This is a genomic window from Ancylobacter mangrovi (assembly GCF_024752355.1).
Lineage (GTDB): Bacteria > Pseudomonadota > Alphaproteobacteria > Rhizobiales > Xanthobacteraceae > Ancylobacter > Ancylobacter mangrovi.
The window spans coordinates 843033-862602 of sequence record NZ_JANTHZ010000001.1 but is presented as its reverse complement, the minus strand read 5'-3'; the positions used below and the strand labels follow the sequence as shown (position 1 = coordinate 862602).

Below are 19570 nucleotides of genomic sequence, written 5' to 3'. Positions count from 1 at the left end.
CGCGCCGGCCGGGGAGCGTCACGCAAACGTAACGCAAGGTTCATCCACGCGTCATTCCGCACCGATACCCCAGACCGGACTTCAACAGCCGGCGGGAGACCGATGGCGGCAGCGCTTCAACTCGACCGCGTGAGCAAGACCTATGGCGCGAAGGCGGGGCCGCAGCTTCGCGCCGTCGACAATGTCTCGCTCGTCATCGGCGAAGGTGAACGCGTCGCGCTGATCGGCGCCTCGGGGTCGGGCAAGTCGACCCTGATCCGCCTCGCCGCCGGCCTCGTCCTTGCCGATGCGCGCGGCGCTGGCTCGGCCGCCGTCCACGCCTTCGGCATGCGGGTGCAGGAGAACGGCCGCCTCGCCCGCGAGGTGCGCGCGGCGCGGCGCAATATCGGGCTGGTGTTCCAGCAGTTCGCGCTATCCGGTCGGCTGTCGGTGATGACCAACGTGCTGGTCGGCGTGCTCGGGCGCATCAGCGCGCTGCGCGGCTCGCTCGGCCTGTTCAACGCCGACGAGCGGCGCACAGCCTATGCCGCGCTGGCCGAGGTCGGCATTTCCCAGCACGCCGCCAAGCGCGCCCGCGAGCTCTCCGGCGGCCAGCAGCAGCGCGTCGCCATCGCCCGTGCGCTGGTGCAGGGCGCGCGGCTGGTGCTGGCCGACGAGCCGATCGCCTCGCTCGATCCGAAATCGGCCAAGCGGGTCATGGACACGCTGGTCACGATGAGCCGCGACCACGGCATCGCGCTCGTCGTCTCGCTGCACCAGGTCGACTACGCCACCGCCTATTTCGACCGCGTGGTGGCGATGAATGGCGGGCGTGTCGTGTTCGACGGCCCGGCCTCCCGGCTCGATGCGGCGTTCCTGACCGAGCTCTACGGCGCCAGCGCCGAGGAGCTGATCCTGCCGAGCCAGTTCGCGGTGACGGCCCCGGCCGGCGCCGACGCCAGAACGTCCCAGACCGTATCCTGACAGGAGCGACAACCATGAAACGCATTCTCGCGGCCGGCCTTGTGCTCGCCGGCCTGACCGCCCCGCTGGCGGCCGAGGAGATGAAGCAGCTCAATTTCGGCATCATCTCCACCGAATCCTCGACCGGCCTCGCCAAGAGCTTCGAGCCGATGCTCAAGGATCTCGAGAAGGCGGTCGGCGTTCCGGTGAAGGCCTATTTCGCGCAGGACTATGCCGGCGTGATCGAGGGAATGCGCTTCAAGAAGGTCGACCTCGCCTGGTACGGCAACAAGTCGGCCATGGAGGCGGTGGACCGCGCCGATGGCGAGGTGTTCGTCCAGACCACCAAGCCGGACGGCACCAAGGGCTACTATTCGCTCATCATCGCCAATGTCGACAACAACGCCGTCAACAATCTGAAGGACGTGGTCGACTGCTCGAAGGGCCTGACCTTCGGCAATGGCGATCCCAACTCGACCTCGGGCAATCTGGTGCCGAGCTACTACGTGTTCGCGCTCAACAAGATCGAGCCGAACAGCTGCTACAAGCGCGTCGTGGTGTCGAACCATGAGGGCAACGCCCTCGCCGTCGCCAACAAGCAGGTCGACATCGCCACCAACAACACCGAGTCGATGGACCGCCTGAAGCAGCTTCGTCCCGACGACGCCGCCAAGATCAAGGAAGTGTGGCGCTCGCCGCTGATCCCGTCCGACCCGCTGGTGTGGCGCGCGGACCTGCCGGACGACATGAAGGCCAAGATCTACACCTTCTTCCTGACCTATGGCCGCCTCGGCCCGGAGGAGGAAGTGGCCCGCCAGCGCGCCGTGCTCGCCAAGACCTCGGACGGCTGGGGCGTATTCGTGCCCTCCTCGAACGCCCAGCTCTACCCGATCCGCCAGCTCGAGCTGTTCAAGACCCGGGTGAAGACCCAGAACGACGACAAGCTCTCGGCCGACGAGAAGGCCGCCAAGCTGAAGGAGATCGACGCGCAGCTCGCCGATCTCGACCAGAAGATGAAAACGACCCCCGCCATGTGAGCGGAGGCGCACGATCGCGGCGGACGGCCAACGTAACGCGTGCCGGCCGCCCGTCCGCGCTCCCTCGTGACTGGTCCCGGAAGGGCATGCCCGCCCTTCCGGGATCTTTTCGGATTTCGGGCCGGCCCGTGACGGCCGCCCCCGCGCGCCGCGCCCCCCAGCGCCCGCCGTGCCCCACATGACGAGGCCCCGCCATGTTCGCTTCCAACGCCGTCCACCGCGTCGCGACCGGCACCATGCCGCCGCCCCCGGTCACGCCGCTGGCGACCCGGCTCGCGCGCCTTGTGCTGGCGGCGCTGACGGTCGTCGTGCTGGTGTTCGCCTGGTACGAGGCGGAGATGAACCCGGCGCAGCTGGTGCGCGACGCCGGCAACATGGCGACGCTGGGCGCCGACTTCCTGCGCCCCGACTTCACCTATTGGGACCTCTATTTCGACAGCATGCTGGAGACGCTGGCGATCGCCATATGGGGCACGCTGCTGGCGGTGATCGCCGGCATCCCGCTCGGCGTGATGTCGGCCGACAACGTGGTGCCGGGCTGGGTCGCATTCGGCGTGCGCCGGGTGATGGATGCCTGCCGCGCCATCAACGAGCTGGTGTTCGCGCTGATCTTCATCGCCGCGGTCGGCCTCGGCCCGTTCGCCGGCGTGCTGGCGCTGTTCATCCACACCACCGGCGTGGTGGCCAAGCTGTTCTCGGAGGCGGTGGAGGCGATCGATCCCGCGCCGGTCGAGGGCATTCGCGGTACCGGCGGGACGTGGCTGCAGGAGATCATCTTCGGCGTGCTGCCGCAGGTGCTGCCGCTGTGGATCTCCTACGCGCTCTACCGCTTCGAATCGAACGTGCGCTCGGCGACCGTGCTCGGCATCGTCGGCGGCGGCGGCATCGGCATGATCTTCAACGACACGATGCGCAGCTTCCAGTATTCGCAGGCCTCGGCGATCCTGATCGTGGTGATCATCACCGTGTCGCTGCTGGACATGCTGAGCCAGCGCATCCGCAAGCGCTACATCTGAGGCGAACGCGACGTTCGGGTTGGGGGGCGGGTGCACGAGAGCGCCCGTCGCCTACATCATCGTGCGTTTTCGCAATGAAGTGCCGTCTACCGGCGGCGCCCCTGTGCACATAGCTCCCTCTCCGAGGGGCGGATCACGCCCATACGGAGTGCCCTCAATGTTCAGCAAAACCCTCGTCGCCGTCGCGGCCACGGCGGCCGTGATGGCGTTCGGCGTCAGCACGGCCTCGGCCGGCGGGCGCAGCAAGGACGATCGCGTCAACTTCTACCGCACCGTGCATGAATCGGTTCAGCCGTGGAAAGTCATGTACGGCATGAGCCCGGCGCCGACCGCACCGGCCGGCGGCACGGCCAAGCCGGCGGCGAAACCCGCCCCGCGCCCGGCGGCCGGCCCGAAGGGCTGAGCCCATCGCAGGCGAAGACGACAGGGGCGTCCGGCCGCAGGGTCGGGCGCCCTTTCCATGTCGGCTCCCCGCCACCCTCGTTCTTCCCTTCCGGACCTGGCTCCGGAGGCCTGATGACGCGACGTCATTGCTTTCCAAAGTTTAATCCGGTGGCCATCTTTCGGCTGATATTGGCGCGGCTAGTATTCGCCGATCTCTCCTGCTCATCTGTTTTCCCCGGTCCTTGACGTCGGAGTAGCTTTCTTGCGCGCCATTCTTTCCCTGATCGCCGATGTCTGGCGGCTGTCGATCCCCTATTTTCGCGGCGACGACAAATGGCGGGGCGGGGTGCTTCTCGCGGCCGTCATCGCGCTGGAGGTCGGCTGGGTCTATGCCAGCGTGCTGATCAACGAGTGGAACAACGCGTTCTACAACGCGATCCAGGAAAAGGACTGGACGGCCTTCGTCCACCAGCTCTGGCTGTTCGGCTTCTACGCCGCGGCGGCGATCGCGATCGCAGTCTACCAGATCTATCTGCGGCAATGGCTGGAGATCCGCTGGCGCACCTGGATGACGCAGAAATACCTCGCCGCGTGGCTCGCCAACGAGACCCACTACCGCATGCGGCTGAAGGGCGACAGCGCCGACAACCCGGACCAACGCATCGCCGAGGACATCAGCGCCTATGTTTCCCAGACCATCTCCATCTTCATCGGCCTGCTCAGCGCGGTGATGACGCTGGTGTCCTTCGCGGTGATCCTATGGGGGCTCTCGGGCGACTTCTCCTTCAACCTGTTCGGCCGTGCCTGGGACATTCCAGGCTATCTGGTGTGGGCGGCCTTCGCCTATGCCGCCTTCGGGACGCTGTTCGCGCACCTGATTGGGCGGGTGCTAGTGAAGCTCAATTTCGACCAGCAGCGCTTCGAGGCCGATTACCGCGTCGATCTGGTGCGCGTGCGCGAGAATGGCGAGCAGATCGCGCTCATGGGCGGTGAGGAGGTCGAGCGCGCGCGCCTGCTCGATCGGTTCACCCATGTCGTGCACAATTTCTGGGGCATCATGATCGCCCAGAAGCGCCTGACCTGGTTCACCGCCGGCTACAGCCAGGTGTCGGTGGTGTTCCCGCTGATCGTGGTGGCGCCGGCCTATTTCGGCGGCAAGATCGCGCTCGGCCAGCTCATGCAGACCGCCTCCGCCTTCGGTCAGGTGCAGGGCGCCTTCTCCTTCTTCATCAACGCCTATTCGACGCTGGCGGCGTGGAAGGCGGTGGTCGACCGTCTCACCGGCTTCGAGCGTTCGGTCGAGACCACGCAGGGCGAGGCGCTGAGCTCGGGCTATCGCCGCGTGCCCGCGAGCGACGGTGCCGCGCTGGCGGTGAGCGGGCTCGAGGTGCGCCTGCCGGGCGGCGAGGCGCTGCTGACCGTGGACGGCGTTACCGTGCGGCGGGGTGAGCGGGTGCTGCTCTCCGGCCCCTCGGGGGCGGGCAAGAGCACGCTTCTGCGCGCCATCGCCGGCATCTGGCCCTATGGCCATGGCGAGGTCGCGGTCGAGCCCGGGGCGCGCCTGCTGACCCTGCCGCAGCGGCCTTATCTGCCGGTCGGCTCGCTGCGCGGCGCGCTCGCCTATCCCGACCAGATGGACCGCTATTCGGACGAGGAGCTGCGCCTCGCCCTGGAGGCGGCGGGCCTGCCCGAACTCGCCGGCCGGCTCGACGAACGCGGCCTGTGGCCAGCTATCCTGTCCGGCGGCGAGCAGCAGCGCCTCGCCGTGGCGCGCGCGCTGCTGATCCGGCCGGACGTGCTGCTGCTGGACGAGGCGACCTCGGCGCTCGACGAGCCGGGCGAGGCGGCGCTCTACCGCATGCTGCGCGAGAGGCTGGCCGACAGCGCCATCGTCTCGATCGGCCACCGCTCGACGCTGCTCGACCTGCATGAGCGGCACATCGTGCTGGAGCGCACGGCCGAGGGGCCGGCGCGGCTCTCCATGGGCGGCGCGCTCGCGGCGGAGTAGGCGCGCCGCGCGCTGCTGGCTGCCTCGCACCAACGGTACGGTCGGGCACGGCACTTTCGGAACGAACTTAGCCTGTCGAAAGTGCGCGGGCTGGCGCTTTGCCGTCGGCCCGCCTGTGGCGCCTCAGCGCGCTTCCTGCGGCTGTGCCGCCGCGGGCGAGGGTGCCGGGGCGGCGGGGGGCGTCTCGCTCGCCTGCGCTTCCAGTGCCAGCGTGCGGTCGAGCAGGATCTCGTAGATCGGCCGCCCGCCCAGCCACTGCGCGACCATGTTGGCGAAGATGGTGGTGAGCAACACCGGCACCAGGATCCCGTAGGAGCCGGTCAGTTCCATCACCAGCACCACGCCGACCATGGGCGCGCCGATGGTGGCCGAGAACAGCCCGCCCATCGCGGCGATGGCGAGCGCCTGCAGCCCGTGCTCGGGCAGCGGCATCACCGTGTCGATGGCGGTGCCGTAGCAGAGGCCGATGGTGGTGGCGAGCGCGAGGATCGGCGCGAAGATGCCGCCGGTGACGCCGGTCGAGTAGCTCGCCATGGTCATGGTGAAGCGCAGCAGCACGATCAGCGCGAGGATGCCGAGCGGCCGGCCCTCCTTGGCGAGCTCGACGGCGAGGATCTCGCCGCCCTTGGTGGCTTCCGGCAGCGCGAACACCAGCACGCCGACCACGAGGCCGACCACGGCCGGGAAGATGTAGAACGACCAGCGCAGCCCGATCCGGCGTACCGTGTCGAGCGACCAGACGAGGGTGCGGTTGAAGCCGACGCCGACCGCGCCGAGGATCACGCCCAGCAGGACGAACAGAGGGTACATGCCCATCGGCACGTCGGGCACCACCAGCAGCATGAAGGGCACGTTGCCGGTGATGGATTCGGTGGCGATGGCGCTGGCGATGGAGGACAGCACGACCGCGATGTATGTGCGCGCGCTGTAGGGGAACTGGCGGCGCGTCTCCTCGATCACGAACAGCACGGCGGCCAGCGGTGCGTTGAAGGCGGCGGCAAGGCCCGCCGCACCGCCCGCCGCGAGCAGGCCGCGCATGTCGCGCGCGGTCCAGCCCATGAGGTCGGACACGCCCTTGGCGATCGAGGCGCCGATATGGATGGTCGGACCCTCGCGGCCGAGCACCATCCCTGAGCTCAGCGCCAGCAGGCCGCCGAAGAACTTGACCGGGAGCACGCGGCGCCAGTGCACCTCGCGCAGGCCCTCCATCGCGCCCTCGATCTCCGGCACGCCGGAGCCCGCCGCTTCCGGCGCGAAACGGCGCACCAGCCACAGCGCGACGAGCGCCATGACGGCCGCGACGACCGCGGCGGCAGCGTAGAGCGTGACCCCGTCGAGCCCGAGCGTGTGGTCGAGGAAGGACGGCCAGCCATGGGCAAGGGCGTCGACACCGAGATGGAAGGCGGACCCGACCAGCCCGACGGCCGCCCCGATGAGGATCGCCGCCACATAGTACGCCGCGTTGCCCGATAGATTGGCCATTTCCCCTTCTACACCTCCGGACCGTTCGAATGCGGGCGCATCGGTATCACCCTCGAACCGTGACCGGAAGCACGGAGCGGGCCATTTCTGCCCTCCGGCGGCGCGTATCGTGTCGCGGCGGCCACGTTCGCGCGGCCGCCGGCGGTGCTGGAGCCTTCGATCACGGCAGGACGGGCGCGTAGGTGGCGACCGGCTCGACCGTGTCGATCAGCCCGTGCTGCTTCATGAAGGTGCCGAATCGGGCGTAGCGCGCGCTGTCCAGCGCCGCCGGCGCGTGGGCGAAGCGGCGCAGCGTGTCGTTCCACGCCGTGCGGTTGAGCTCGTCGTCGAGCTTGGGGTTGGCCTTGACGAAGACGGCCCAGGCGTCGTCCGGGTGGTTGAGGATGTAGATGGTGGCGTCCTCGACCGCGGCGAGGAAGCGCTTGAGGCGCGGATCGCCGAGCTTGTCCTTGTGGGCGACGTAGATCAGCTCGTCGAACACCGGCACGCCGTGCTCCTCGGGGAAGAAGGCGACCGGCTCCTTGCCCGCGAGGCGGATCTGGGTGAGCTCGAAATTGCGGTAGGCGCCGATCACCGCGTCCACCTTGCCGGCCACCAGCGCCGGGGAGAGGGCGAAGTTGACGTTCACCATGGTGACGTCGGACGGCTTCAGCCCGGCATCGGCGAGCATGGTGCCGAGCAGCGCGTCCTCGAGCCCGGCCACCGAATAGCCGACCGTCTTGCCCTTGAGGTCGGCGATCGACTTGATCGGCCCGTCCTTCAGCGCCACCAGCGCGGTGAGCGGGGTGGAGACCAGCGTGCCGATGCGGGCGAGCGGCAGGCCCTCCTTCACCGAGAGATAGAGGTTCGGCTGGTAGCTGACCGCGATGTCGGCCTGCCCGGCGGCGACGAGGCGCGGCGGGGCGGACGGATCGGCCGGCGGCACCAGCTCGACGTCGAGGTCGTGGGCCGTGAAGAAGCCCTTCTCCTTGGCGATCACCAGCGGCGCGTGGTCCGGGTTGACGTACCAGTCCAGCAGGACGGTGAGCTTGTCCGCCGCCGCGGCGGGGGTGAAGGACAGGGCGAGGGCGAGCGCCCCCGCGGCGAGGGTCTTCAGGGTAGCGGGCGTGAACATGGATCTCCTCCCGTTCGGAGATCCGGCGCATGAGCTTTCGGGGGGATTGCGGCGCGGGAACCCGCGAAGCGGCCCGCCGACGTTCCGTCCCTTCGCCGGCATGACCCGGATCAGGTTCAAAGGGTCTGGCGGCTGCCATCTCAGCCCCTTGGCCCATGCGGGCCGCGGGACACCCCTCGGATGCGCGAAGGCTAGCAGAGCGGGCGGAGCGGGGCAAATGGCCGGCTAAGCGACGGGCGGGAGCGGGGTAGGCGTGGGCTGGGCCGGGACGGGGTCAGTCGCCCCGCCAGCCGTCGAGATAGACGGTGCGCTCCACGCCGGCGAAGCGGGCGATGCGGGCGAGCTCGGCGTCGAGCGCGTCGAGGCGGCCGGCGGAGCCGCGCACGCCCTTCTCCAGCCACAGCCGGCGCACGTCGAGCGTGCCGGTCTTGCGGTCGGCCTTCATGTCGATCCGCCCGACCATGCGATCGCCCTCGAGGATCGGGAACACGTAGTAGCCATAGACGCGCTTGGGCGCCGGGACGAACACCTCGATCCGGTAATTGAAGCCGAACAGGCGCTCCGCCCGGTTGCGGTCGCGCAGCAGCGGGTCGAACGGGCTGAGCACGCGCAGCCGCGAGGGCGGGGCGGGCAGGGCGTCGAACGCCTCGCGCGCGCCGGCGAAGGCGTGCGAGGCGCGGGCGCGGCTGCCATCGGCCAGCCCGATGGAGACCGGCTCGAGGCGGTGCGCGTTCTCCGCCACCCAGCGTTTGGCCTCCTCCGGGGAGACGAGGTCCCAGAAGGCGGCGATCTCGCCATGGGTGGCGAAGCCGAGCCGCTCGAGCGCGGAGGCGCAGGCCCAGTCGACGAAGGCGGCGCGGTCGACCTCGCCGGCATAGGGGCCGGCGGGGATGACGCGCTCGGCAAGGTCGTAGACCTTCTGGAAGCCCTCGCGCGCGGCGATGGCGAAGGTGCCGGTACGCCAGTGATATTCGAGCGCGGTCTTCTCCGGGTGCCAGTTCCACCAGCCGCCGGGCGGGCGTTTGCCGGTTTCGGGGTCCTGCTCGAAGTCGCGGGCCATCAGCCGGCCCTCGCGCCGCACCCGCTCCAGCACGTGGTCGACATAGGATTCGAAGCCGTTCTCGTGCCAGCTCCGCCAGCGCTCGGCGAGGCGTTCGCGCGCCTGCGCGAAGCGGTGCTTCCAGTAGGGGTAGAAGGCGCTGGGGATGATGGCGGCGTCGTGCGTCCAGTGTTCGAACAGCGCGCCGTCCTTCTCCAGCAGCGCGGTGAGGTGCTCGCGCCGGTAGCCGGGATTGCGGGCGAACAGGATGTGGTGGTGCGCGCGCTCGACGGTGGCGATGCTGTCGACCTGCACGAAGCCGATCGCCTCGATCAGGGCCAGCAGCCCGGCCTTGTCGAGCCGGCCGCGCGGCTGGCTCAGCCCCTGCCGGGCGATGAAGATGCGCCGCGCATCGGCGTTGGAAAGCTGCATCGCGACCTTCTCACAGATCCGGGGCGCCGGAGCGGACGGGAGACGTCGGGGCCGCGGAGGAGGGCCGTAAGGTGCCGATGCTGGTCATCTGAGGATTCGCAAGGCCGGTGGGTCGTGCGCGAACCCTGCCGCGTTCGCCGCGCCAGTCAAGGCCGGCGGCGACGCCGACGGGCACGTCGAGCAGTTCGTCGATGCGCTGCTCCTCCTGCTGGAACGTCGAGAGGGCCTTGCCGTCGAGCATCCGCCCGCCCGGAAGCCGTACCTTGAGCGGATTGACGCGGCGGCCGTTGATCCAGACCTCGTAATAAAGATGCGGTCCGGTCGACAGGCCGGTCGAGCCCACATAGGCGATGGTCTGGCCCTGGCGCACGCGATCCCCGACCTTCAGGCCGCGCGGAAAGCCGGAGACATGGGCATAGGCGGTCTCGTAGCCGAGGTCGTGGCGGATGCGGATATATTTCCCGTAGCCCCATTCCTTGCCGATGATCTCGACCACGCCCGCCCCCGCCGCCGCGACCGGCGAGCCGTAGGGCGCGGCATAGTCGACGCCCTCGTGGAAGCGGCGGTCGTGCAGCACCGGGTGGGTACGCCAGCCGAAGCCGTCGCCCAGGCGCCCGTCGGCGACCGGCTTACGCAGCAGCAGCTTGGTGATCGAGTGGCCGTCCTCGTCGTAGAAGTCGGTGCTGCCGTCGTCGGGGGCGGTGAAGCGATAATAGCGCCTCGTCTTGCCCTGCGCCGACAGGGCCAGGAACACCAGCTCGGGCTGGCCGAGCGCGTTCGGCGCATAGAGGATGTCGGCCGTGTCGGTCGAGCCGAGCGGCTGGTCGAGGTCGAAATCGCGGTCGCACAGGCGCATGATTTCCGCGACCAGGCCGCCGTCGACATGGTTGGACTTCGCCAGCGCATCGAGGCCGTCGCGAAGCGCCTCGCCGGTGAAGGCGTGCAGATCGAGCGCGGCCGGGGCGGAGGCGGTGTCCGGTGGACTGGCGTCGTCCTGCTCGGGCGAGACCGGCGCGTAGCCGCCGGCATCGGTGCGGGCGACGATGGTGACGTCGCCGTCCGGCCGCGTGACGCTCACCTCGATGGGGGAGCCGGGTGAAGGTCCCTCCGGCCGCTCGACGAGGGTGATCGTCTCGCCGCCGGCAAAGCTCTCCTTGCCGAACCAGTGGCGTCGCGGGAAGGCCGCGAGCACCGCGTCCCGGTCGCCGGAGGGCACCCCCAGCGCGGTCAGGATCGCCGACAGCGTGTCGCCGTCCCGCGCGACGATCACGCGGCGCTCGGGCTTGGGCGAGGCGGGCAGTTCCGGGACCACGGACAGGTTGACGGGCTCGCCGAGGATGCGGGCGCCCGGCCGCGGGGCCTCGTCCTCGGCGAAGGCGGTGACGTGGCGGCGGGGCGCCGGCTGCGAGCTGCCATAGAGGATGATCGGAGGCAGCTCCGGCCGGCGTGCCGGGTCCGCCTGCGGCCGGCCGTCGCCGGCGCTCGCCTGCGGCTCTTCCTGCTGGTCGTCCTCCTTCCGGTCCTCCTCCTTGCGGTCCTCGTCGTCGGGCGGGTCCGGGTCGATCTCGGCCAGCCGGGCGGAGACGCGGATGAAGGGGCGCATCGAGCCGCTGTCGCCGAGCTGTTCGACGCGCACGCGCGAACGGGCGCCTTCGCGCTGGTCGCGATGGCGGTTCTCGCGGTCGGCGCGGCTCCTCTTCGCCACCGTCTGCCGCGCGAAGCGGGGGGCGATGAAGACGGGCGGCTCGGCGAGCTGGGACCGCCTCCCGACGGCGCCCGCCAGCGCCCCGACGAGCAGGGCGGCGGCCGCGACGCCCATCAGGACGGTCGAGCTCATCCAGCGAAGACCGATCGCGCGCCGGTCCGGCAGGTCATCGCCGTCGGTCAGCGGGGGATCGTCCCCAAGCCCGACGGCTTTCCAGTGACGCGGGCGCACTAGGTCCGCCCGTCCGTTTCATGCCTCATGTTCCTGGGATCGTAGATGCGGCCGGGATCGGCCTGGCTGTCAGAGGGCGACTCGATCGAGATATAATGTATCGAGATTGAGGGCGGGAATGTGGCCCGGACCGCTCTTCGGCGCGCGGCGCGCCGGCTTTCCCCGCGGGCGGGCTGTCCCGCTCAGGCCGGCACGGTCTCCGGCGCCCACGGCACCATGCGGGTGAGCGCGCGGTCGACCAGCGCGAACAGCAGCAGCGCCACCGCGAGCAGCACGGCGAGGGCGGCGAACACCATGTCGGTCTGCATGCGGGCGTTGGAATAGATCATCAGATAGCCGAGCCCGGCCGAGGCGCCGACCCATTCGCCCACCACCGCGCCGATCGGCGCCACCGCCGTTGCCACCCGCAGCCCCGAGGCGAGGGCGGGCAGCGCCGCCGGCACGCGGATGAAGCGCAGCGTCGCGAAGGTGCCCGCGCCCTGCAGCCGCGCAAGGTCGACGAGGCCCTGGTCGGTGCGCGCGAGCCCGTCATGGAAGGCGGAGGCGACCGGGAAGAAGATGATGAGGCTCGCCATCACGATCTTCGAGGCGAGGCCGAAGCCGAACCAGATGACGAGCAGCGGCGCGATGGCGAACACCGGCAGCGCCTGCGCCACCAGCAGCACGGGCCGCATCGCCCGGCGCGCCATCGGCGACCATGCCATGGCGAGCGCGCAGGCGATGCCCAGCGCCGAGCCGCAGGCGAGGCCGAGCAGCATCTCGCCGAGCGTGATCGCCGCGTTGTGGCCGAGTATGGCCGCGTTATCCCACCCCGTTACCGCGATGCGCAGCGGGCCCGGCAGGATATAGGCTGGGATCGCGAGCAGGCGCACGGCGCCTTCCCAGAGCCCGAGCAGGAGGAGGGTGACGGCGAGCGCGCGCCCCGTGGCGGCCATGCGAGGAATTCCTACATCAGTCGAGACCCTTATAGACGCGGGGACGCAAGGATGCGACTTCGCTTATGCGCATGGACGCGGTATCCCTTGACGCCCGTCAACAAGGCGCCAGTTGTTTGGTCCTAACGTTACGGAATGTTGAACGAGGAGTGAAACGCACCATGATCAAGGACATTCTCGTCAGCCTTCGCGTCGGTGAAGGCGTGGATACGGCGGCGGACTATGCAGTGTCCGCGGCGGCGGAGCTCGGCGCGCATCTGACGGGCGTGGCCGTCACCTATGAGATCGACGTGCCCCCGGTCTACACCGAAGCGTTCTCGACCGATTTCCTCGAGGCCCAGCGGGCCGAGAGCCAGCGACTGGCGCAGGTCGCGATCGACCATTTCGGCGAGGCGGCGCGCTCCATGGGTCTCAGCGGCGAGGTCCGCAAGGTCGACGGCACGCCGGGCGGCGCGGCCGAGCAGATCGGCGTCATGGCGCGGCTCTACGACCTCGCCATCGTCAACCAGTCCGACGCCGACCGCATGGGCGCCGAAGAGGTGATCACCGAGGCGGTGCTGTTCGATTCCGGCCGTCCGGTCATCATCGTGCCGCGCAGCCAGAGCAAGCCGTTCTCGGCCAAGCGGGTGCTGGTGGCGTGGGACGGCGGGCGCGCCGCGGCGCGCGCGGTCTCCGAGGCCCGGCCGCTGCTCGTCCATGCCGACCTCGTCGAGGCGGTGGTGGTGGAGACCGGCAAGAAGAAGGCGAACGCGCTCCCCGGCGCCGACCTCGCGCGTCACCTCGCCCGCCACGAGAAGACGGTCGAGCTGCGCAGCCTGGTGCCGGCGAGCGGGGAGAACGTGGTCGACGTGCTGCTGAAGGAAGTGGCGGCGCGCGACATCGACATGGTCATCATGGGCGGTTACGGCCATTCGCGGCTGCGCGAATTCGTGCTCGGCGGCGTTACCCGCGACGTGCTGGACCGCATGACGGTGCCGGTGTTCCTCGCCCACTGAGCCGCGCCTTCCCGCGACGTTCGAGAGGCCCGGCGCCCGCGTGCCGGGCCTTTCCTTTGTCCGGCGGCGGGTTTCGGGGGGCGGGGATCAGCCCTCGGAGGCGGCGCGGAAGGCGGCTTCCGACAGGTCGGTCTCGCGCAGCAGCTTCTGGGCGAGGTCGGTCGAGATGCGGTGCCCGCGCGCCAGTTTGGCGATGGCCGTGCGCTCGGCCTGCAGGGCGAGGATGTGCAGCGCCTCCTCCTGGTGTGTGTCGAGCGTGTCGGCGGCCGGCATGGTCGCCTCCGGCTGGAGCTGGGCGAGGCGGTGGCGGTAATAGTCCGCGACCTCCGCCACGGCGGCGAGATAGGCGCCGTTGCCGCTGTCCTTGGCCTCGCCGGCGCGGGCGAGCGCGGCGATGGCCGCCTTGGCGGTCTCGATGCGGGCGGCGCGCTCCTGCGCGTCATGGTGCGGCTCGGGCGGAGCATCGACGCCGTTGAGCAGCTCCGGCAGGCTGAGATTGGCCACCACCAGCGAGACCAGGATGACGCCGGCGGCGATGAGGATCACCAGGTCGCGCGAGGGGAAGGGCGTGCCGTCCGGCAGGACGAAGGGCAGGCTGAGCGCGCCGGCGAGCGTGATGGCGCCGCGCACCCCCGCGGTCGACATGGCGGTGACGAGCCGCCAGTTCGGCCGCGTGTGGCGCCCCGTCGGGTCTGGGTGCCGCCAGAGCGAGATGGCGATCGACAGCCACACCCAGGCGAAGCGCAGCGCGGCGAGCGCGACGGTGACGACGAGGATGTAGAGCGCCAGCCAGCCGAGCCCGGGATGCCCGCTCTCGGCGGCGCCGGAGCTCACGCGCGACATCACGTCCGGGAGCTGCTCGCCCAGCAGCAGGAAGATCGCGCCGTTGAGCGCGAATTGCAGCGTCTCCCACACTGCGTCGCGGCGGATGCGGGTCAGCGCCTGCGCGCGGCCGGAGACCTCGATCCAGCTCATGGTCATGCCGGCGGCGACCGCGGCCAGCACCGCCGAGCATCCGATCGCCTCGGCGACCAGATAGGTGGCGTAGGGCGTGAGAAGGCTGATGAGGATCTGGGTCGAGGTGTCCTCGCCGAGCCGGGCGACGATCCAGAACTTCACCACCGATACCGCGAAGCTGAGCGCGAGCCCGACCGCGATGCCGCCCGCCGCCGCCCAGACGAGGTTGCCGAGCGAGGGCCAGAACGGGAAGGTGCCGGTGAGCACCGCGGCGACGGCGATCCGCAGGCAGACGAGGCCGGACGCGTCGTTGAACAGCGCCTCGCCCTCGAGGATGCGCAGCATGCGGCGCGGGATCGGCACGTTCGCCGCCATCGCCGTGGCCGCCACCACGTCGGTCGGCGAGAGCACCGCCGCGAGCGCGAAGCACACGGCGAGCGGCATCGCCGGCACCATCAGGTGCAGCAGCAGGCCGATGCCCAGCACGGTGAAGAAGACGAGGCCGAAGGCGAGCGACAGGATGGAGGCGACGTTCGCCTGCAGGTCCTTCTTCGGCACGCGCCAGCCGTCGAGATAGAGCAGCGGCGGCAGGAAAAGCACGAAGAACAGCTCCGGCTCCAGCCGCACGCCGAAATTGGTGGCGTGGCCGATGACGGCCCCCGCAGCGATCTGGATCAGCGGCAGCGCGATGCGCCCGCCGAGCATGCGGGAGATCCACTGGGTCACGATGACCCCGGCCAACAGGGCCAGGAGAATCCAGATCGCGCTCACGGGGCCAGACCTCGCGCCGGGGAATCAGCGGCGCGCGGCCGGTTGCCCACCGCTCGCCGGAAGAGAGGTGACGACGGAACAGGGCCCGTCGTCACCTGAAAAGTTGGAGGGGAGAGGACGACAGCTTGGCTGTCGACGACGAGGCTCGCATGGCGGGACGGGCGGGGCTTTCCGATCGGCACCACTGAGCGCGAAAACGCACGGCCGCGTCGGGAGGCGGGGACGTCAGGGCGCCTCGCCCGGCTTTCCCATGCCGGCGAATTCGCGCCGCAGGCGGGCGCCGTCGGCGTCGAGCCCGGGCGCGCCGGCCCGCACATGCGGATCGGGATAGCCGGCCATCTTGAGCGGGGTTCCCGGCATGGCGATGCCGCCAGCCTCAACCAGCATGTTGCGCGCCGCGACCTGCGGCTGGGAGAGCGCCTGCGTGACGTCGAGCAGCGGGCCGACCGGCACTCCGGCGGCGTGGATCGCCTCCAGCCAGTGCTGCGCCGGCCGGCGCGCGAGGTCGGTCTCCAGCTCCGCCTTGAGGGCGTCGACATGGGCGACGCGGCTCGAATTGTCGCGAAAGCGCGGATCGTCCGAAAGCTCCGGGCGGCCGAGCACGGCGCACAGCGCGCCGAACAGGTGGTCGTTGCCGCAGCAGATCGCGATGTGCCCGTCCGCGCAGGCATAGAGGTCGAACGGGGCGAGGAAGGGATGGCGGTTGCCGATCCGGCCCAGCGCATGGCCGGTCGCGGTGAACTCCATCGCCCCGTGCTCGAGGAAGGCGAGGGTGGCGTCGAACATCGACACGTCGACATGGGTGCCGCGCCCGGTCCTCTCGCGGGCATAGAGGGCGGCGGCGATGCCGGCGAACATGTGCAGCCCGCCGAGCAGGTCCGAGAGCGAGGTGCCCACGCGCGTGGGCGGCCCTTCGGGGAAGCCGGTCATGCTCATCAGCCCGCTCATGGCCTGGATGATGGTGTCATAGGCGGGCGCCGCGGCCAGCGGCCCGGTCTGGCCGAAGCCGGAGGAGGAGGCGTAGACGAGGCGCGGATTGATGCGCGCGAGATCCTCATAGGCGAAGCCGAGCCGGGCCATGACGCCGGGGCGGAAATTCTCCGCCAGCACGTCGGCGCGGCGCACCATGTCGAGGAACACGGCGCGGTCGGCCTCGGCCTTGAGGTCGAGCACGATGCTCTCCTTGCCGCGGTTGACGAAAGCGAAATAGAGCGAGGTATCGCCGAGGAACGGGCCGTAGGTGCGGGTGTCGTCGCCCCCGCCGGGCGGCTCGATCTTGATGACGCGGGCGCCGAGATCGGCCAGCATCATGGTGCCGAACGGGCCGTTGAGGACGTGGGTGAGGTCGAGCACCAGCAGCCCGGCGAGCGGGCCGACCAGCGGGGCGGAATCGGCGCCGGTGCTTTCGGCCGTGCCCGTATTCGTATCCACGTCCATCCGCTCCGTCATGGCCCGTCCCTGTCCGCCTGCCGCTTGCCGTCTCCGTCCGCGGCATGATGGCATTGCCGAAGCTGCCGGTTCTACGGGATCACCCGACCTCCATCGGCTGGCGAATGCGATAGATGTGGATCGGGCTCGCCCGCCCGGCCCCACCCGTTGCGTGCCGTCATCCCAAAGGCGGACGGGCGGGCTGGCGGGCGAACGCAAAAGCGTCACGTCCCGGGCGCATCGAGGCGGGAGCGCCGCCGGGCGCGGCGAGGAGAACCGACTATGACCGGACCATCGGATGCCGTCTTCAACGCCTGGTCGGACTACGCGGTGGATGCCGGGCAGCGATGGGTGCTCTTCCTCGACACGCTGCGCCAGCGCGGCGATACGCAGATCCGCATGGCCGCCGAGCCGCGGGCGATGGTGCTGTGGTTCGACCATGAGGTGGTGATGAGCGGGCGCGCGCTGCCCCGGCCGATCAACTTCGCGCTCCACCGCATCCTGCCGCCGGCCAACATGCCGGCCGACCCGGCCAAGCGGCCGGTGATGGTGATCGACCCGCGCGCCGGGCAGGGGGCGGGCATCGGCGGCTTCAAGCAGGAAAGCGAGATCGGCGACGCGCTCGCCGCCGGGCACCCGGTCTATTTCATCGGCTTCAGCGCCGAGCCCGAGCCGGGCCAGACCTTTCTCGACGTGATCGAGGGCGAGATCGCCTTCATGGAACGCATCGTCGAGGAGCACCCGGACGCGCCCCGGCCGGCGGCGATCGGCAATTGCCAGGCCGGCTACCAGGTGCTGATGGCGGCGGCGCTGCGGCCGGACCTGTTCGGCCCCTGCCTGATCGTCGGCTCGCCCATGTCCTACTGGCAGGGCCGGCGCGGCGAGGCGGCGATGCGCTATCTCGGCGGGCTGCTCGGCGGGAGCTGGCCCACCGCGCTGACCGGCGACCTCGGCAACGGCACTTTCGACGGCGCCTGGCTGGTGATGAACTTCGACCTGCTCGGCCCGGCCAACTATTTGTGGGACAAGCAGTACGAGGTCTACGCCCATGTCGACGAGGGCGCCGAGCGCTACCTCGCCTTCGAGCGCTGGTGGGGCGATTTCGTGCTCTTCAACGCCGAGGAGATCCAGTACCTCGTCGACAACATGTTCGTCGGCGACCGGCTCGCCCGCGGCGCGCTGACCGCGCGCGACGGGACGAAGGTCGACCTGCGCGCGCTCAATTCGCCGACCGTGATCCTGACCTCGACCAGGGACCACATCTCCCCGCCGGCGCAGACGCTGGGCTGGATCCCCGACCTCTACCGCGACGTCGAGGAGATCCGCGCGGCGGGGCGCGTCATCGTCTATGCGGTCGAGGACCGGACCGGGCATCTGGGCCTGTTCGTCTCGGCCAGGGTGGCCGACCGCGAGGACGAGGAGTTCGTGCTCACCATGGACGCGATCAACGACCTTGGCCCCGGCCTCTACGAGATGGTGATCACGCCCGCCGTGCAGGATGGCACCCCGGCCGGCATCGAGGGCGGGCCGCAATGGGCGGTGGCGTTCGAGCCGCGCACGGTGGACGATGTGCGTGCCTTCGGCCGCAACACGCCGGACGAGAACGCGGCCTTTGCGGCGGTGGACCGCATCTCGCAGATCAACCTCGCGCTCTACCGCGCCTTCGTGCAGCCGCTGGTGCGGGCGGGCGTCAACGAGGCGAGCGCAGAGGCGCTGCGCGCGCTCCACCCGCTGCGGCTGAGCTACACGCTGTTCTCCGGGCTCAACCCGTGGACCGCGATTCCCGCCGCGCTGGCGCCGTCGATCCGCGCCCATCGCCGGCCGGTCGCGGCCGACAACCCCTTCATGGAGGCGCAGGAATCGCTCTCGCGGACGATCTCAGCCTCGATCGACGCCTGGCGGGTGATGCGCGACCAGGCGACCGAGGACTGGTTCTTCGGCCTCTACGGCTCGGCGCCGATGCAGCTCTGGTTCGGCGAGGGCCGAACACGCCGGAGGCGTCGCCACGCGCCGGCCTAGCTCCTGCGGGCGCGGCGGGTTTCCGTTCGCTAAACCCATCGTCATAAGCCGTACCGGCGGACCGCCTCCGGGAGGGTGTCGGCGCGCGGATACCTCGTCTAGTCTGCCGTCACGGAACGCCGCGGGTTCCCGCGAACGATTCCGCTGACGTGTGGTGGGGAGGATTCGATGAAGACCGCTGCTTTTGTGCTCGCGCTCGGCCTTGCCGGGGGAATCGCCGCCGCCAGCCCGGCGCTCGCCGCCGGGGCGGGATTCGAGTGCCCGACGCCCAGCGAGCCTGGTGCCAGGCCGACCATCGCCGACGTCCAGAAGCTGCTGCCCTCGGGCGATTCGATGGACGACCCGGCCAAGCTCAACGCCGCGATCGGCACGCTGCGCCAGGACGGGGCGAAGGCACCCTACATCATCGACCACCTGATCGCCGCCTATTGCCCGACCGTGGCGCAGGACGGCGCGCTCGACGCGGAGGCCCGCACCGCCAAGATGCGCCGCTTCGCCGCCCAGATCACCTCGCTGGTCTATCAGCTCGGCGACACGACGCGGATCATCGTCAGCGTGCCGCTGCCGCCCGAGCTGCTGCAGTCGGCGCAGGCCGCGGCGGCCAAGGCAAAGATGCCGCTCGACGCGTGGATCGCGCAGTCGATGACGTCGTCGCTGTCGGAGTGAGGCGGGAAGGCGCGCGCGGCGCCGATTCTGGTACAGCTGGGTGGGCTCGAACCACCGACCTCCGGTTCCACAGACCGGCGCTCTAACCAACTGAGCTACAGCTGCGTGCCAGAACGGCGCGGAACCTACTTGCGCGGCATCCGCTTTGCAAGACCACCTGTGCAAGACCCCACGGCATGCGCGTCCGCGCGTGCAGGACGGCGGGCGAGAGGCGCCGCGCGCGACGGGAATTGCGCGTGGATCGCGCCGGCGGGGCCGGATCGTGCGGCCGGCTCGATGAACATGGCAAAGCCTGATGGTGGCGTGGAAGCCGAGGGCATCGCGCCCTTTCTGCCTTGAGGCTGGAGTGGTGGCACGCTTAATGTATGCAACGACGCGTGCGGTGGCGCACAAAGAGGCAGGAGCGGAC

At 70.1% G+C, this 19570-nt stretch carries 15 protein-coding genes, 1 tRNA gene and 1 riboswitch; of the genes, 8 read left to right on the top strand and 8 right to left on the bottom strand.

The features are described 5' to 3' along the window. The first annotated feature begins 102 nt into the window (after positions 1 to 102). The 5 genes from NVS89_RS04060 to NVS89_RS04040 all read left to right on the top strand — a co-directional run bounded on the left by NVS89_RS04060 (position 103) and on the right by NVS89_RS04040 (position 5387). Positions 103 to 963, top strand: a complete 861-nt coding sequence (locus NVS89_RS04060; RefSeq protein ID WP_258731203.1) for a phosphonate ABC transporter ATP-binding protein — start codon at positions 103 to 105, stop codon at positions 961 to 963. Between the two features lie 14 nt (positions 964 to 977). Next, a complete protein-coding gene (gene phnD / locus NVS89_RS04055; RefSeq protein WP_258731202.1) occupies positions 978 to 1979 on the top strand; it encodes a phosphonate ABC transporter substrate-binding protein in 1002 nt (333 codons plus the stop codon). A gap of 194 nt (positions 1980 to 2173) precedes the next feature. Continuing rightward, positions 2174 to 2995: a phosphonate ABC transporter, permease protein PhnE gene (gene phnE / locus NVS89_RS04050; protein WP_258731201.1), complete on the top strand. Its 822-nt coding sequence runs from the start codon at positions 2174 to 2176 to the stop codon at positions 2993 to 2995. A gap of 157 nt (positions 2996 to 3152) precedes the next feature. Continuing rightward, a complete protein-coding gene (locus NVS89_RS04045; RefSeq protein WP_258731200.1) occupies positions 3153 to 3398 on the top strand; it encodes a hypothetical protein in 246 nt (81 codons plus the stop codon). Between the two features lie 243 nt (positions 3399 to 3641). Then, the gene (locus NVS89_RS04040) at positions 3642 to 5387 is read left to right on the top strand and encodes an ABC transporter ATP-binding protein/permease (protein ID WP_258731199.1); all 1746 of its coding nucleotides are present in this window, start codon (positions 3642 to 3644) and stop codon (positions 5385 to 5387) included. Between the two features lie 123 nt (positions 5388 to 5510). Here the strand turns inward: NVS89_RS04040 and clcA are convergent, their stop codons facing one another. From clcA to NVS89_RS04015, 5 genes are all read right to left on the bottom strand, one after another. Beyond that, positions 5511 to 6869: a H(+)/Cl(-) exchange transporter ClcA gene (gene clcA, locus NVS89_RS04035; RefSeq protein WP_258731198.1), complete on the bottom strand. Its 1359-nt coding sequence runs from the start codon at positions 6867 to 6869 to the stop codon at positions 5511 to 5513. A gap of 160 nt (positions 6870 to 7029) precedes the next feature. Beyond that, complete coding sequence (locus tag NVS89_RS04030; protein WP_258731197.1) at positions 7030 to 7983, bottom strand: ABC transporter substrate-binding protein; 954 nt, start codon at positions 7981 to 7983, stop codon at positions 7030 to 7032. A gap of 70 nt (positions 7984 to 8053) precedes the next feature. After that, positions 8054 to 8170: riboswitch (TPP riboswitch) on the bottom strand. A gap of 87 nt (positions 8171 to 8257) precedes the next feature. Continuing rightward, positions 8258 to 9454, bottom strand: a complete 1197-nt coding sequence (locus NVS89_RS04025) for a winged helix-turn-helix domain-containing protein (protein ID WP_258731196.1) — start codon at positions 9452 to 9454, stop codon at positions 8258 to 8260. A 10-nt stretch (positions 9455 to 9464) separates the two neighbouring features. Beyond that, complete coding sequence (locus tag NVS89_RS04020; protein WP_258731195.1) at positions 9465 to 11291, bottom strand: M23 family metallopeptidase; 1827 nt, start codon at positions 11289 to 11291, stop codon at positions 9465 to 9467. 281 nt (positions 11292 to 11572) lie between these two features. After that, on the bottom strand, positions 11573 to 12325 hold the full coding sequence (locus NVS89_RS04015; protein WP_258731194.1) for an ABC transporter permease: 753 nt from the start codon (positions 12323 to 12325) through the stop codon (positions 11573 to 11575). Between the two features lie 161 nt (positions 12326 to 12486). Here NVS89_RS04015 and NVS89_RS04010 point away from each other — a divergent pair, with 161 nt between their 5' ends. After that, positions 12487 to 13320, top strand: coding sequence for a universal stress protein (locus NVS89_RS04010; RefSeq protein ID WP_258731193.1), 834 nt, complete (start codon positions 12487 to 12489; stop codon positions 13318 to 13320). Positions 13321 to 13407: 87 nt separating this feature from the next. On the opposite strand, the gene NVS89_RS04005 is transcribed toward NVS89_RS04010, so the two are convergent. Next, positions 13408 to 15048: a Na+/H+ antiporter gene (locus NVS89_RS04005; RefSeq protein WP_258731192.1), complete on the bottom strand. Its 1641-nt coding sequence runs from the start codon at positions 15046 to 15048 to the stop codon at positions 13408 to 13410. A gap of 225 nt (positions 15049 to 15273) precedes the next feature. Continuing rightward, positions 15274 to 16479, bottom strand: a complete 1206-nt coding sequence (yfdE, locus tag NVS89_RS04000) for a CoA:oxalate CoA-transferase (protein WP_258731191.1) — start codon at positions 16477 to 16479, stop codon at positions 15274 to 15276. Between the two features lie 279 nt (positions 16480 to 16758). Here yfdE and NVS89_RS03995 point away from each other — a divergent pair, with 279 nt between their 5' ends. Next, the gene (locus NVS89_RS03995) at positions 16759 to 18495 is read left to right on the top strand and encodes a DUF3141 domain-containing protein (RefSeq protein ID WP_258731190.1); all 1737 of its coding nucleotides are present in this window, start codon (positions 16759 to 16761) and stop codon (positions 18493 to 18495) included. 168 nt (positions 18496 to 18663) lie between these two features. Next, positions 18664 to 19161, top strand: coding sequence for a hypothetical protein (locus NVS89_RS03990; RefSeq protein WP_258731189.1), 498 nt, complete (start codon positions 18664 to 18666; stop codon positions 19159 to 19161). A 28-nt stretch (positions 19162 to 19189) separates the two neighbouring features. Here NVS89_RS03990 and NVS89_RS03985 read toward each other — a convergent pair. Then, a tRNA-His gene (locus tag NVS89_RS03985) sits at positions 19190 to 19266 on the bottom strand. Between the last annotated feature and the right edge of the window lie 304 nt (positions 19267 to 19570).